The organism is Nitrosopumilaceae archaeon (genome assembly GCA_035631875.1).
Lineage (GTDB): Archaea > Thermoproteota > Nitrososphaeria > Nitrososphaerales > Nitrosopumilaceae > TA-20.
In genome coordinates, this window is sequence record DASQHX010000001.1 from 1 (window position 1) to 14,771 (window position 14,771).

Consider the following 14,771-nt stretch of genomic DNA (forward strand, 5'->3'; position numbering starts at 1 on the left):
TCTGGTGTTGCAGTTGATTCGTCAGGTAACATCTATGTTGGTGATTCATTTAATTTCCGAGTCCAGATATATTCAGGATTGGGTGTATCTAATGCTCCTTGTGCATCCACTACGCTTGTTCATACAAGCGATGACCCACCACCTAGCAGGATAAAGCCATCATTTGGAGGAGTTGGAAACATGGTATTTGCAGATGGACTAACACTTGGTGGCAAGGTTTATGATCTTAATAATTTCAAGGTAAATATTCCACAGACTATTGCAGATATTGGCCAACCAATTACAATCAAAATAAAAGAGCAGCTAAGTCATGGTCCAACAGACTGGAAGTATGTTGCACTATACATGAACTTTGGAGATAAAGATCCAGAAACATACAATGCAAATTTGGTTCTAAGTGATGACAAAAATGAGGGACAAAAACTTGTGGACAACAAAGGTTACGTCAAGGATTTCAAGGCTACAACTAGTCTTGACTCTACATACGCATACACAACATTTAGCTTTACTGCAGCAAAGGCAATGCCTGACTCTAGCATGATAGTTACTGCATGGGATGGTCACAACAGAGTCAACAACGTCTACGTTGGAGGTGCCATCCAGTTTGGACAAAATGCCACAGTAGTGTCATACCACTTGCCTGACTGGGTACATGAATACACCAATCTACATGATGCTGATTTTGCAATAGAAAATGCTGGATATCAAAAGCCATCAATATTTAGTCACATGTCAAGCTCAGATCAGATCTGGAAAGGCAGTGATGCTGGTTCTATCAAATGGTTACTAGATGACAACAAAGAAACTGCATCAGTTGTGATTTATGATAATAATGGAGGTATAATCTCAGAGAAGACAGAATCCCTCAAAAAGACAGATGGCATCTATTCAAAATGTACAGGTGGTAAAACTTGCATGTATTCGTGGGGCAACTATGGTCAGCTAAGTAGAGCAGATTCTGTTCAACTTGACAAAGTAAAAAAATCTGAAGAGGACAGGGTTGCTACATCACTACACAACATGGGATACATCCAATATTTTGATCATACCCAGACACACTGATCTTAAAACATCAAAAGACAAAATTTGGATAAAATTTGCGCCTGTGGTTTTCATAATTTACAACCAAAACAAACTTTAAGATCAGTTTTCTTATATCATATTATCAGTATAAAAAATCACAAATGGAATCTAGTTTAGTTAGGGAATTAAGAGAAAAAATACTCAAAGAGGAAATAAAATTACAAAAATTGATGGATGATACTGATAAAATTTGGGAAGACACTGGTCTTGACCCAAAGGAGGAATCATATCTTGTTGAAAAGACAATGCGCTTTGAGTTGGCACAAAAAAACATCAATGCAACATTTCTGGGCTTTAAAGAAATTATAGAAAATTATAAAAAACTATGCAAAGAATTGGAAAAGCCTGTTTTGGAATAATAATTTAAAAAAATTTATTCGTCACAGTGCTTGTTATACTTGGCAGAAGATCCATTTTCACATCGCTCTGGTCCTTTATGACCTTTATCCTTATCTTTTCTATCTTTTTGATGGCTCTTGTGATCTTTAGATTTGTGATTTTCATTATCCTTTGATTTAGTTTTGTTATCACTCTTTTCTGCATATGCACTCAGAGAAGGAGTAATGATGGCTGCACTTAAGAGCAACATTATGGATATTGCGCCCAGGTACATGTATGGTTTTTTTGTTTCCTTTGCTGTAAGACTCATTACGCAAATTTCGATATCATATATTTAAAGGGTTGCGTAGCTTTTCTACTATTCAATATAATTTCAGAAAAACCATTCAGAAAATTAATCCATGTTTTCTTTTGTTTTTTAGATAAAAAATTATTTGTGATATGAATTATTTGATATCAGGGCTGTTGATATATTTGTGATGTGGTAATAATTTTTTTCCAAGGTCCATCTGGAACTTGATTGTCATCAATAAACTTCCAGCTAACCACGTTATTATTGTCAGAGTATAGACCAATGTAATCACTAACTGCTGGGGATAGATCTAGTCCAGAATGATTTATGGAATTATTTTTTGGAGGACTGTTTCCAAAAACATAGCTTGAATCATCATATACAGATGGACCGGCATCCTCCCATTGTGCATACGCCGTTTTGTCTCCTTTTGTGATCATTATCCATCTATTTTTTAGCATTGATTCTGAACCAGTCCAATTTTTTTCACCAGCCCAAGGTACAACATTGTAAGCATTTGGTACTCTAGTCCCGTTGATATAATCGCTATATGGCAATGCAAAGTAAAATGGGTTTTCAAGTGGAGTAAATTTTGCAGGAAAGTATCCATTTCTTGATTTAGGATCATCTATTCCTCCAAAGTGTACTAGCCATTTGTCATCCCAAATACTGGATAGATTATCTATGAACTGATTGTCCTGGCTGGCAGGCTCACCAACCCAGAAAAATGTCGCGGTAATATTTTGGTGTAAAGGATATACATTAGAAACAGGATTAAAATTTATTATTTTATTTGCCATCAAGAATTTAATAGCACCATACACCTCACTTTCAGATAACTTTCCCTTATCATACCAAGTAAATAGATTACCAGTCCAGCTAGGCATTGCTTGGTTACTGGTGTGTCTTGGAATCTCGGTTACAGTTACAATATTTATGCCATCAATTCTAACTTCGTCAATTAGTGATCCAAGTTGCCTAATTTGATTTTCATCTACGGTATTAGAATAATTCAATGCCTGTCTAACTGAATATTCTTGTGGATGCATTACAATTATTGCATACCCGTATTTTTGCAAGCTATCTGTGATTTCTAGAAAAGTTTGTGTGTAATTTTCACTATACCAGTATGTGTTTTTGTCATTTAGATTTCCAGTTTTTGCCGTTCCTGGAAGATGATATATGGCAACATTTTTGGTAAATGATGATGGGGTATCCTGTGTTGTGTTTGCAGAAATGTATTGAAAGTTATTTTCAAGAAATGCAGCCACTGTATCAGAATTAATTGTATTAAATGGAGGAATAAAGACAGAGGGAATGACTCCAAAAAGACCAGATATCTTGTCATTGGTGTTTTTCATTAGTATTGATTGCTGTTCTCTGCTAAATTTAGTAAAATCCTCATGATTCCAGCCGTGATTTGCTATTTCTATTTTGGGATTTTCTGCTAGTCTAGATTTTATATAATCGGTTATTTTTGGATCCTGACCTATGTGATTGCCAATCACACCTATGGTTAGACTGGCATTTTTCTGCTGGAATGTATCCATGATTGCAGTTTGAACGTTGTTTAACCAATAATCCTGAATGTCATCTAATCGAAATGCAACACAATGACAGGATTCAGTTGCAGCATATGATGGAATTACTGCTATTGATATTAAAAACATCAAGGTCAGAAAAACTATTTTCATTTACTTGAAAATTATGAAATGCTAGCATATTACTTGTATGGTGTGGGTTTTCTGACAAGAGATTATTTTACTACCCAATTGACATACTGGTAATGATGTCTGAAGTTAAAACGCCAAAACTAGATCACATACAGATACTGCTTGTTTGCGCCATATTTTCCGTGCTGTTTTATACGGTATATCTAATGAACACAAACTTGACTATGGTATCACTTGCTTTTGCGGCCTTTGTGATGTTTTATCAACTCTTTAGCGCTAGAGGAAAGCTCTCATCAAAATTCAAGTATGCAAAAAAGATGCCGTCTCCATTTGCCATAATTATGATCATACTTCCAATAATTCTAGCATCAGTTGCGGCATACGAAAGTTATTCAATTTGGCAATCTCCTAACAGAATTATAATTTTATGGGGAATGACAATTACATTTTGGAGTACAATGATGTTTGTTCCACTAGCAGTATACAGCAAATACAAAGAAGACATCATGCCAGATCCTGCCATATATCCATCAGTTAGTGTTCTAGTTCCAGCATATAATGAGGACAAAGTCATTGCGCGTACAATAGAAGGTTTGCTAGAATCAGATTATCCAAACAAGGAGATTATAGTTATTGATGATGGCAGTAAAGATAAAACTTTGGAAGTTGCAAGCAGATACAAGACCAAGGCAAAAATATTACACAAGGAAAATGGCGGCAAGGCCTCTGCCATGAATTATGGTTTGGCATATGCAAAGGGAGAAATAATCATTATAGTTGATGCAGATACCATAATTGGCAGACAGGCATTAAAACAGATGGTAAAAGGATTTGGAAATAATAAGGATGTTGCAGCAGTTGCAGGAAATGTCAAAGTTAGAAACAGAATGAACTGGCTTACCTGGACACAGGCACTAGAATATGTGGCAGGAATTGAGATAATTAGGAGAGCTTTTGATTATTTTGGCTCAATTACTATCGTTCCTGGTGCCTTGGGCGCATTTAGAAAATCTGTACTTGAAGGAGTAGGCTCTTATCATAAGGATACTCTGGTGGAGGATTTTGATGCAACGATTAAGGTCTTAAAATCTGGATTTGTAATTCAAGGAACCACCCAGGCAACAGCATATACTGAAGCTCCTCAGAGTTTACATGATTTTTACAAACAAAGAAAGAGATGGTACAGGGGAAATGTGCAGGTACTATCAAGACATTTTGAGACAATAGTAAATCCACGCTATGCATTCTTGTACAGAGTGGCATTTCCTTTTATGATAATTTCAATGATAGTACTACCATTTGCAGGGCTTTCTGTAATTGTTACCTCAATCATTGAAATTATCAATGGTGATGGTTTTTTTGTACTTCAAATGTTCATATTATTTGTCATATTGCAATGTTTCATGTCTGCATTAGCAGTACGAATTGATAGAGATGACCCAAGGCTGATTCTATTTTCTCCATTTCTAGTACTAGGATACAAGCAACTAGTAGATGTTCTTCTAATAAAGGCTGCATTAGAAGCATTGTTTAAAACAAAGACAAAGTGGACTAGTGCTAAAAGAATAGGAGTTTGATAAAATGAATGATATATTGAAAAAACAAATTACAAAATACATCGCATCATTTTTTCTTGTATTGATGATACTACAACCCATTCTTGTTTATGCGGATCAGAGTACAGGTTCTATTGAAATTAATGTAAAATACACAAACAATGACAGAGCTGATTATTCTTCCATGACACTAAAGGTGTATCAGGATTTGAACACCATACCCTACAAAGAGATTTCATCACTTTCTGCCAATCCCTACAACATTGTTTCTCTTCCAATTGGGCACAAGTACAAAGTAGAGGTATATGCAAATGGAATGTATTCAAGTACAGACTATGTAGATTTACAAACCAATCATGAGGTGCTTGATACTACAATACCACTTCCTGGAGGAATACGTTTTAGTGTATTATATAATGACGGTTCAACGCCAATAGAGAATGCTGTTGTTTTAGTAAAATCTCAAGATGGAAAGCAATGGACTCAAAGTCTTACTGACAACTTTGGTCAAACAATTCGTTTTTGGATCCAGCCTCCAATAATAAACGATAACTATTACATTGCAGATGTTTTAATAGGAAAGAATCTTGTTTATTCATTTTCGCCTGTAGAACTCAAATCTGGCATCTCACAGGAATTAAGATTAGTCACACCATGGCCCACCATGATACATACTCTATTAACAGCCAAAGTTTTCAAGGATCTATCCAAAACAGTCACATCTTCAGATGGAAGCTTTGTGGTAGAAATATACGATGACAAGGGAAATAAAATTACAGAGTCAGTAGTAAATTCAAAGGGACAAGCTTACTTTACTAATCTAAAAGTTGGTGATTATGTGTTTCATGCAATAAACTTGAAGGATAATAGTGAATGGGGTAACTCTGAAATAACAATAGATGGAAACCAAAGCCTAGTACAAATTTTCAAAAATCAACCTGCAATAGAGATCAATGGGCAGACAAACACTACTAAAAACCAGATTCCACAGTTATCTAATGTCTCAAGTAATCAAATCCCCCAAGCATCTAGCACAGCAAAAAATACCACATCATATAATATCCCAAACTGTCATTGTGTTGCATTTCGATTAGATGACATTCAGGATTATTGGTTAAACAACGTTCAAACTGCAATCATGGATACATTCCAGCAGAAAAATGCCAGTCTAACCATAGGTGTGATTGGCAATTCTTTTGGTGGCGATGTTAAACTGACAGGATATCTACAAAAAAAGATCAAAACCAGTCCATCAATAGAAATAGCAAATAGTGGCTGGAAGTTTGAAGATTTTACTGCATCTAAGCAGAGCGAACAGTCTTTACTTATCAAACAATCAAATGACAAGATATTTTCCTTGTTAGGAATCACACCATCTGTCTTTATTCCACCTTATGGGAAAATTAATAACGATACATTTGGTGCAATGCATGAAAATAACATTACATTTCTTAGTGCAAATACACTAACCTATCACACAGTTTATTCCACATCCAATACAATTCATCTATTTCCAGCAACTGTCTCAACTGGTTATGTCAGTTCTGGTAATGGCACATTACACAAATTAACTAATGATGAGATATTTACTAATATCCAAAATAGCTTACGCAATTACGGTTTTGCAGTAGTCACTATATCTTTCCAAGATTATGCAATAAACAATGGAACTGCAACACAAAATGAGCCAGACATGCAACAAATTCAGCAACTTGGATCATTAATTGACAAAGTTAGAAATGACGGCATAAAGATTGTAAATATAAGTAAGATCAACAATGGACAAGTATCAAATCAAATTCCACCATGGATTAAAAATGATGCAGGATGGTGGGCAAATGGAAAGATATCTGATTCTGATTTTATCAGCGGCATTCAATATATGATACAAAACAATATAATAATTATTCAAAATCTTCCACAATCAGGGGAATCAAGCAGCCAAATCATTCCACCATGGATTAAAAATAACGCAGGATTGTGGGCAGAAAATAAAATTTCAGATAATGATTTTCTCAAGGGAATAGAATTTCTAATACAGCAAGGAACAATCAAAACTTGACATGTAAGTTCTATTTGTTTGGTCCAACCATTTCATCACTTTTGACATTCTGATCCCATTTTCCACGAATTCCTTTTACCAGTACAAACACGCCTACTCCAATCAGGCCTAGAGATGAAACAAGAAAGAAAAACATGTCTTGCATTTTTTCGTCGCATTTTACTGCTACAGAATTACCGTCTGGCGTGTAATCATAACAAACATCAAACTGTCTAGATTGAATCACATACTGTTGATATTGTGCACCGGTTATACCCCCTAAAAGAAAACCAGCAAACGCAAGAACAGAGCCTAATATTACAAGCCTAGTATCGCTCACATGGGTAATTTGCATCGTGTAATATTTAATGTTGTAAGCATTTAATGTAATAGAGATATTTCTATGGTTTTTGGATGGGGAAAGAAAAAATCAACAAACGAAGCAGTGGAATCAACAAGACATGAAAGACAAATTTCCTTTTCTGATATCAATCCAATTTTAAAGGAAAGTGAAACACATCTACTTGAAAAAATTCTTGAGCAGGCAAAATCAATAAGGGAGCAAATAGACACAGAGCGAAAAAACATCATACAAACAATGTCGTTATTTGAAAATGATGATCTTGATGCAGAAGATGTTGACAGATCACTCAAAGTGCTAATAGAGCGTGGAAAAAAAGCCGTAGTTTTAGGACTAAAACGTGAAACTGCAGTGAATCTATCAAATCTAGAAACTTTTCCAAATTTAGCAAATTTAAATTTGCAAACAGGTCAGATGCTAAAAAGAATTGGAGATGTTTTGGGTATAAATTCCCGGGTAATGCATGTTTTTGCTAGAAAGTATGCAGACAAACTCAAAGAAGACCTTGCAGAGATGGCCAAAAACAAAAGATACCTACAGGCACTAGTTGACGAATACGCTAATTTTGAGGCAACATCTAAAAACATTTTAGAATCAATAGAAGAAATTAAAAAATCAAAAAAAGAAATTGAAGATAAAAATCACAGATTAATCGAATTACAAAAAGAAATTGAGGATCATAAAAATACAATTAATAATTTGGAAAATGATATACGAAACCTCAAATCAACAAAAGAATATCAAGAATTCCTAAATGTAAAAAAAGACATGGAATCTCTAATGCCAGAAAAAAAGTCTATTAAAAATGAAATTGACGTGCAATTTTCGAAAATATCAAGACCTCTTGGAAAATATAGCTATATTTCCTCGCTTGAAAAGCCTCTCAAAATCATCATGGATAGATTGGTTGCAGACCCATCTGAAGTAATCACAACTGAAAACAAGAATTCTATCATAGAAATATTACAGGCAACTGTAAAATCAGTTGTAGCAGGTAATGTCTCTGTCAAAGATTCACAAAAGGCAGCGGAACAAATCGAGGAAACCATAAACAGACTGGATGAATTTATCAATCTAAAACACAATCTAGCAAAAAAAATGAATGAGTTTGAAAGTAGGTTTGTTATTTTCAATATTAGAGATTTAGAGGAGAAGGAAAAAAAAGTGACACGAATCAAAGAGGATATCATACAATCAGAGTCATCTCTAAAAACTCTAGAAAAAGAGTTTTCTGAAGAAGCAAAACGCCCACCACAGATTGCTCATGATATTGAAACAAAGATAAACGAAATTTCTCAAACCAAAATAACTTTGAAAATTTAAGTTATGGAACACTATTCTTCAAAGATTAATTAATTTGGATACCAAGAAAACCATATGATCTTCTTTAAAAAAGAAAAACTGCAACGGACAATCACCATAACAAAAGATACTCGTGATGGCATACTAACTTATTGCAAGCTCAATCATCCCAATGAGGGAATTCTTATCTTACGTGGCAAGTCCAAAAAAGGAATCATATCCATAGATGGTTTGGTAATTCCGCCTTTTTCGCATCACGGACCTACTTTTGCAGGATTTCCACACTCGTTTTTACCATTTGATCCAAGCTATGTAGGTACTGTTCATTCCCATCCATCAGGTGCAGCAAGACCATCAGTTACAGATCTACATAATTTCTTTGGATTTGTTTCATTAATTGTCCAATCACCATATGAAGACGATGACATTTTTGCATATGATAGAGATGGAAATCTACTCGAAATCACATTAAGTCCGGACCAATCATGACAAAAACTTATAAGCTTTTTGCGACAAGATGATGTGTTGATTAATTACAAATCATATTTAATTTTCCTTTTCGGTTCTTTGGCTGTGAGTATAGGACTACAAATGATCTTGCCATGGCCATTTGGATTAATGGCAGCCCTAGCTATCTTCATCGTATTTCCATTGTTCTTAAGAAACAGAGCATTGAAGAGGATGGGTGGCGGATTTGGTGGTGACCCTGGTGGCGGTGGCGGATTCTTTGGACAGAGTCAAGGTGTAAAGTACATTTGCCTTACATGTAACAACAGGTACAAAGGAGGCGCTTGTCCAAGATGTGGTTCTAAGATGAAAAGAGCAGACTTTTAAAAGCATCACATCATGACACTTGAAGAACTTCGAAAAAAAGCATTATTCCAAAATACAATAGACACATGGATAATGCTATGTGAGGAAACCAGATCAGATTGGTACTTGCCAGAAAATTACAAAAAATTCATTGCGCATCTTACAAAAAGCGGTTTGAAGATGCAAAAATTTCCTCTTTGCATAAAAGAAACAGGTGGCATGTATCAACGAGGTAAAGACAAGACCCAATTTGCAGAATCTCTTGCTCAGGAAACAGATCCTAATGCAGCTGCCTATACAATAAAGCTAAATGATGAAATAATAAAAATAATCAGGCAGTTCAATCCTACCGCTTTAGCCTAGGATTAACTATTACGTCCATTGCGTGTCCAATAAAGACAAATGCCAGGCCTGTCATTGCAATCATAATTCCTGGCGGCAGAATCCACCACCAAAGACCTCTTGCTGCAGCACCATAAGTATTAGCATCATGTAAAATTTGTCCCCATGTTGGAAATGTGGGATCACCCAGTCCCAAAAAGCTAAGACCTGCCTCAGTAGTGATTGCAGCTGGTACTGATATAGCAATACTAGCAAATGCATATGGTAAAAGCTGAGGAATTATGTGTTTGAATATAATTTTGTAGTCTTTTTGTCCCATTATCTTTGAAGCTTCTACATATTGTAAGGTTTTAATCTGTAAAGCCATGCTTCGCGAAACTTTTGCAATTCCAACCCACCCAAAGAGAACCAAAAACCCTACAATTAAGAAAATGCTGTTACCAATTGTTACTGCTAAAATTATCAAAAGGGGCAGAGCAGGCATTGCATAAATAATATCATTAAAGCGCATTAATGATTCGTCTGTCTTTTTCCCCTTGTAACCTGCAAATACACCATATACCAATCCAATAACCACAGAACCAATTGCTACAGTTATGCCAATAAACAATGCAAGCGGAGTACCCCACAACAATCCAACAGTCAAGTTCCGCCTAAGCTCATCAGTTCCCATCAAACCATATACTTTTCCTCCCAAGATAAATTTAGAAGTCTCAAGGTTTGATTTTAAATTAATGCTATACAGATTCACTTTGAAAAAATAATGCCCATTTAACACATTATTCTGTCCAGTCTTAGAAAAAACAATATCTTGTGCAAGTAGAGAATCAATTGGAAATACGAAATTGTCTTTATTTTTTCTAATATTTTTCATCATAGAATCATCTGTTGAAAAAATAAACCCGTGATATGATGTTTCAATTTTTGATTGAGGAAGCGAGGTTGATATCAATTGGAATTCCTTTCCATCCGGTCTTGTAACCCAAATTTGCAGCAATGGGGATCCGGTATATTTTGCAGCATATTCGTAGATAAAATCACTTGGAAATTTATCATAGTTATAATCAACAACAAAAATATTACTAGTCAGAAATATGTCCCCAACATTTTGTGATGCAACTTGAGGATTTTGTAAAATCATATGCTCTGGCATTTTTTCTGAAAGAAAATAATTCACCCATGCAGGAAGAGCAGACTTTGGAAAAGTTAACCAGCTTGATGGATCATTCCATTCCTTAAAACTCTCTATTGGAATGGTAAGAACAGCTGCTGCCGACATTGCAAAAAGGATTACTAGTATTCCTATTCCTGCTAGACCGATTTTATTTTTTGAAAATTCATGCCAGACCTCTTTTGAAGAAAAAATCATCCTTTTCTCACCCTTGGATCAAAGTAACCATACAAAACATCTGCCAAGAATATACTAACAAGGAAAAATGCAGTCAAGACATATGTTTCACCAATTATCACAGGCAAATCAAGTACGTTGATTGCCTCATAGTATAGCCTTCCCATTCCTGGCCAATCAAATACAGCCTCTGTGATTATAGCACCACCAAGCGACCCAGAGAGACTCAATGCTAGAACAGTAATAATTGGCGGTGCTGCATTTTTGAGTGCATGAGTATAGATTATCTTTTTTTCACTAATGCCAGCTGCTCTTTTTGCTGTCACAAAATCTTCTTGCATAATTCCAACAATGAAATTTCTTACTAGATATGCCCATGAACCAAACCCAATTAGCACCAATGTGATTAGCGGAAGTGCCATGTGATACAAGAGTGAGGCAATGTATCCAGGGTCTGTCACAGGAATTAATGGCGTTGCCCTTGCTGGAAAGATCTGGTACACAAACGCAAATACAAAGATCATAAGCATACCTATCCACCAGACTGGAAAGCTACTGCTAATGATAGCAAAAGTTGAGGTTATCTTGTCTAGTTTTGAGTTTATCTTGCTTCCGGAGAGTGCGCCAAGAAATATTCCAATTAATGAAATTATCAAAGTAGCAGTTGTAAAAAGTAAAATTGTTCTAGGCATCTTCTCAAGTATTATATCTTTTACATCAGACGAACCAGTATCGCTAGTAAGAAATTTTGCATGTCCAAAATCAAGTGTTAGGATTTTATACATTGAGAGTCCTAGTCTTGGTGGATAATACCAAGGCTTGTCAAGTCCTAATGCATCTGTTCTTTGTTTTATTTGATTTTCTACAAACGCATCAAGTTCTTGTGGATTTTTAAAACTTGTAACAAGATGTTTGTTATCAGTAACTTGCTGCCTTATCTCAAGTGCGACGCTTTGTTTTAAAATTGCATCCATGTTAGAGCCGACAAGTGCGATAGTAATCAACAGTGTAGCCATGAGCACTCCAAACATTGTTACAGCTCGTTTTATGACGAATCGTTTGAAGCTCATCTTCATCTGATAACTATTCCAGAGTTAATAACATCTAGGATTTTTTTCTTTTCTTTAATGTTATTATGATTCCAGTAGCAATTACTACAATGGCAATACCAATTGCAATATAGCCAGAACCAGCAATTGAGATTCCAGAGGCAGATACAACATTTTCAGGAATTATTAGATTTTCACCCTGAATTCCTAAAAAGCTAGTATAAAACATGTCAGGTTTGAGGGCAGATTCTGATACTGCAAATATTCTCAAGTCATTTGCACCCATACTCAAAAGCAATGTTTTTTCTCTTGATAGTGTGATATTCATGTTGCCAGTCTTTGATTGTAATGTACCTGAATCCACCATACTACCATCAGCATTTAGAAAATAATAGTAGACAGTAGAGTTGGGCGTGACAGAAACGGGAATTGTCAGTTCTTTACCCAATGAAACAGTTGTAGGAACATCAATGCTGTTTATCTTGGCAACATCAACGTTCTCAAATTTTTTCCAGTAACCTGCTCCAAATGGATATGTAGGATCATCAAATGCCTTTATAGTTATGATTCTAGCCTCTGGAGAATAACTATCAAGATAAAATGGACCATTACTTATTACTGCATGATTATGTTTTTCAATCCATGATATAGATGAAGAATATCTATCAGAATAGTATTGTTGTGAATTTTGTGTAAACCCTACTAATGCAACAGGAATAGAATTTGATTTTGAAAAATCTTCTAGATTTGATTTTATCATATTTGCATCATTTGGTACAAGTAATGAGAACCAGTCAACATTTTTACTAACAGACTCTGATCTTGAAAATGCAACCTTACCATCGGTCACAGATTTTTCCATGGCATAAAATATCTCCCAAGGCATGGAAGGAAATACACCTGCAGAATCAGCAATCTCTCCTTCATCAAAGTGCCAATAGTCCTGATAAACTTCAATTGTGTTTTTATCAATAACCCTAATTCCAATTAACGTCTTTGCCGCTTGATTTGCCTTTGGTGAATATTCTGAATCAAATGTCTTGTTATTTTCAGAATGTTCCGCTCCCCATTGATATAGGAAATAAATCGAATACAATACATCATTCATGTCCATTGGTTGACCATTATGCCAGTTTCCAAATGTTAGATGAAATGTTACCTTGCTTGTAGATTTTATACCATTACCAACTTGAAGCCATTTTTGCTGAATAGGATCCCATTTTATCGCATCAGATGGTACGTCCAGCTTGCCATTTGGCCCTGCTGTTTCCACTTTCCAACTAGAGCGAACAGGAATAGTTACTCCAGTATATGGATTCTTGAAACTTCCTGGATCAGTTATTGCTCCCAAAATTTGTTGACTAGTAGAATCACTAAAACCTGCAATAGGATTCCAAGCACCCTGGTAAATCTTGTTTACCCCAATTGTCAGAGAGGTAGAATTATCTCTTGCATTAATTGGGGTAAATCTACTTGTAATTCCAGCACCAAAATCATTTACTACACCATCTACTTTTTTGTTTGATACAAACTGATCGATTTTACTTACAAGAAAAATTCGGACAGATTCTTTAAGACCTTCATTAACTGCCTTTTTGAGTAAATCAGTTCTTTGTTCTGCTGATGTAAAATTCCCTATGAAAATACTTTGTGAAAGAGAATCCATGTAATCATCTTTGTAATTCCAATAGGAGGGATTGTTAAATCCAGGCATGTTAGAAAACCACGGCGAATACATTTGTGCAGTCACAACAGAATCATATCGTACAAATCCACTTGATGCCCAACCCTCAGTATAGATATTCCATTTTAGATCAGATGGGTTTGAACCATACACGATTGTATATGCCTTGTTTAAATCACCATAATCCCTTTTTACAGAAAATCCAATTTTTTCTAGTTGTGAGGAAATTATCTCACCAATTGACTTTCGTATTTGATCATCACTTCTAATAAAAATTGTAATCTCTACTGGTTTTGAATCATAGTACCATTTGTTGTCAATTTTTTGTGCCCCAGCCTTTGTTAGAGAGTCTGAAATCATTTGCTCTGCAAATGAAGGATTATATCTAAAGTTAAATGATTCAAGCTCACCTAAAATCAAAAGATAATCGGGATCAAATGGTTTGTATGCTGAAATCATTGACACTCCATAACCGCCAAGAAGTTCATTAACAATTAGATCCCTATCAACCAAATAATTTAGTGCAAATCTAACATCTTTTATTGAAAAAGGATTGAATTTTGTAGACGGAGCAGGGTTTACAAGAAGACTATACGATTGACCTGTTGATTGAAATATTTTCAAACCCTCTTGTGATTGAGGATCAGAAATTCTGTCAAAAGGGATCGGAGAATAATAAATGTCCAAATTTCCATTTTTTACTTCCTCAAGTGCAGTATTTTCATCAGAATATTGGATAAATTGTATCTTGTCTACGTAAGTTCCCTTGTCAGCAAAAACAAGACTGGAACCAAAAACAAAAACAACACCACACAGTATTAAAAGTGGATTCAATGCACTGTTTTGCTTAAAACTGTATATAAGAATAAGAGAACTGGTTAAAAAACG

At 35.2% G+C, this 14,771-nt stretch carries 14 protein-coding genes; 8 read left to right on the forward strand and 6 right to left on the reverse strand.

Features of this window, described 5'->3' with window-relative positions; translation table 11 throughout:
• Positions 1-1,062, forward strand: a 1,062-nt coding sequence (locus tag VEU72_00005; protein HYL65517.1) for a hypothetical protein, incomplete at its 5' end; no start/stop codon positions are given.
• Between the two features lie 122 nt (positions 1,063-1,184).
• Positions 1,185-1,442: a hypothetical protein gene (locus VEU72_00010; protein HYL65518.1), complete on the forward strand. Its 258-nt coding sequence runs from the start codon at positions 1,185-1,187 to the stop codon at positions 1,440-1,442.
• A 14-nt stretch (positions 1,443-1,456) separates the two neighbouring features.
• Here VEU72_00010 and VEU72_00015 read toward each other — a convergent pair whose 3' ends face one another.
• Both VEU72_00015 and VEU72_00020 read right to left on the reverse strand, forming a co-directional pair.
• The gene (locus VEU72_00015) at positions 1,457-1,732 is read right to left on the reverse strand and encodes a hypothetical protein (GenBank protein ID HYL65519.1); all 276 of its coding nucleotides are present in this window, start codon (positions 1,730-1,732) and stop codon (positions 1,457-1,459) included.
• A gap of 146 nt (positions 1,733-1,878) precedes the next feature.
• The gene (locus VEU72_00020) at positions 1,879-3,408 is read right to left on the reverse strand and encodes a polysaccharide deacetylase family protein (protein HYL65520.1); all 1,530 of its coding nucleotides are present in this window, start codon (positions 3,406-3,408) and stop codon (positions 1,879-1,881) included.
• 92 nt (positions 3,409-3,500) lie between these two features.
• Here VEU72_00020 and VEU72_00025 point away from each other — a divergent pair, with 92 nt between their 5' ends.
• Together VEU72_00025 and VEU72_00030 are read left to right on the forward strand one after the other, a co-directional pair.
• Positions 3,501-4,964, forward strand: coding sequence for a glycosyltransferase family 2 protein (locus tag VEU72_00025; GenBank protein HYL65521.1), 1,464 nt, complete (start codon positions 3,501-3,503; stop codon positions 4,962-4,964).
• A 4-nt stretch (positions 4,965-4,968) separates the two neighbouring features.
• Entirely contained in the window at positions 4,969-7,005 is a 2,037-nt protein-coding gene (locus VEU72_00030; GenBank protein HYL65522.1) for a polysaccharide deacetylase family protein, read from the forward strand.
• A 10-nt stretch (positions 7,006-7,015) separates the two neighbouring features.
• Here VEU72_00030 and VEU72_00035 read toward each other — a convergent pair whose 3' ends face one another.
• On the reverse strand, positions 7,016-7,324 hold the full coding sequence (locus VEU72_00035; protein HYL65523.1) for a hypothetical protein: 309 nt from the start codon (positions 7,322-7,324) through the stop codon (positions 7,016-7,018).
• A 63-nt stretch (positions 7,325-7,387) separates the two neighbouring features.
• Here VEU72_00035 and VEU72_00040 point away from each other — a divergent pair, with 63 nt between their 5' ends.
• From VEU72_00040 to VEU72_00055, 4 genes are all read left to right on the forward strand, one after another.
• Positions 7,388-8,668: a hypothetical protein gene (locus tag VEU72_00040; GenBank protein HYL65524.1), complete on the forward strand. Its 1,281-nt coding sequence runs from the start codon at positions 7,388-7,390 to the stop codon at positions 8,666-8,668.
• 57 nt (positions 8,669-8,725) lie between these two features.
• The gene (locus VEU72_00045; protein ID HYL65525.1) at positions 8,726-9,136 is read left to right on the forward strand and encodes a Mov34/MPN/PAD-1 family protein; all 411 of its coding nucleotides are present in this window, start codon (positions 8,726-8,728) and stop codon (positions 9,134-9,136) included.
• 84 nt (positions 9,137-9,220) lie between these two features.
• Complete coding sequence (locus VEU72_00050) at positions 9,221-9,481, forward strand: hypothetical protein (protein HYL65526.1); 261 nt, start codon at positions 9,221-9,223, stop codon at positions 9,479-9,481.
• A 12-nt stretch (positions 9,482-9,493) separates the two neighbouring features.
• Entirely contained in the window at positions 9,494-9,823 is a 330-nt protein-coding gene (locus VEU72_00055) for a hypothetical protein (protein ID HYL65527.1), read from the forward strand.
• Here the strand turns inward: VEU72_00055 and VEU72_00060 are convergent.
• From VEU72_00060 to VEU72_00070, 3 genes are read right to left on the reverse strand one after another with little or no spacing between them, the layout of a single operon-like run.
• Complete coding sequence (locus tag VEU72_00060; GenBank protein ID HYL65528.1) at positions 9,807-11,171, reverse strand: ABC transporter permease; 1,365 nt, start codon at positions 11,169-11,171, stop codon at positions 9,807-9,809. The two genes, VEU72_00055 and VEU72_00060, sit on opposite strands and share 17 nt — an antisense overlap.
• Positions 11,168-12,226 carry an ABC transporter permease gene (locus VEU72_00065; GenBank protein ID HYL65529.1) on the reverse strand — a complete coding sequence of 353 codons (1,059 nt, stop codon included), beginning with the start codon at positions 12,224-12,226 and terminating at the stop codon, positions 11,168-11,170. Before VEU72_00065 ends, VEU72_00060 begins: the two co-directional genes overlap by 4 nt.
• Positions 12,227-12,254: 28 nt before the next feature.
• Positions 12,255-14,717, reverse strand: coding sequence for an ABC transporter substrate-binding protein (locus VEU72_00070; protein ID HYL65530.1), 2,463 nt, complete (start codon positions 14,715-14,717; stop codon positions 12,255-12,257).
• Between the last annotated feature and the right edge of the window lie 54 nt (positions 14,718-14,771).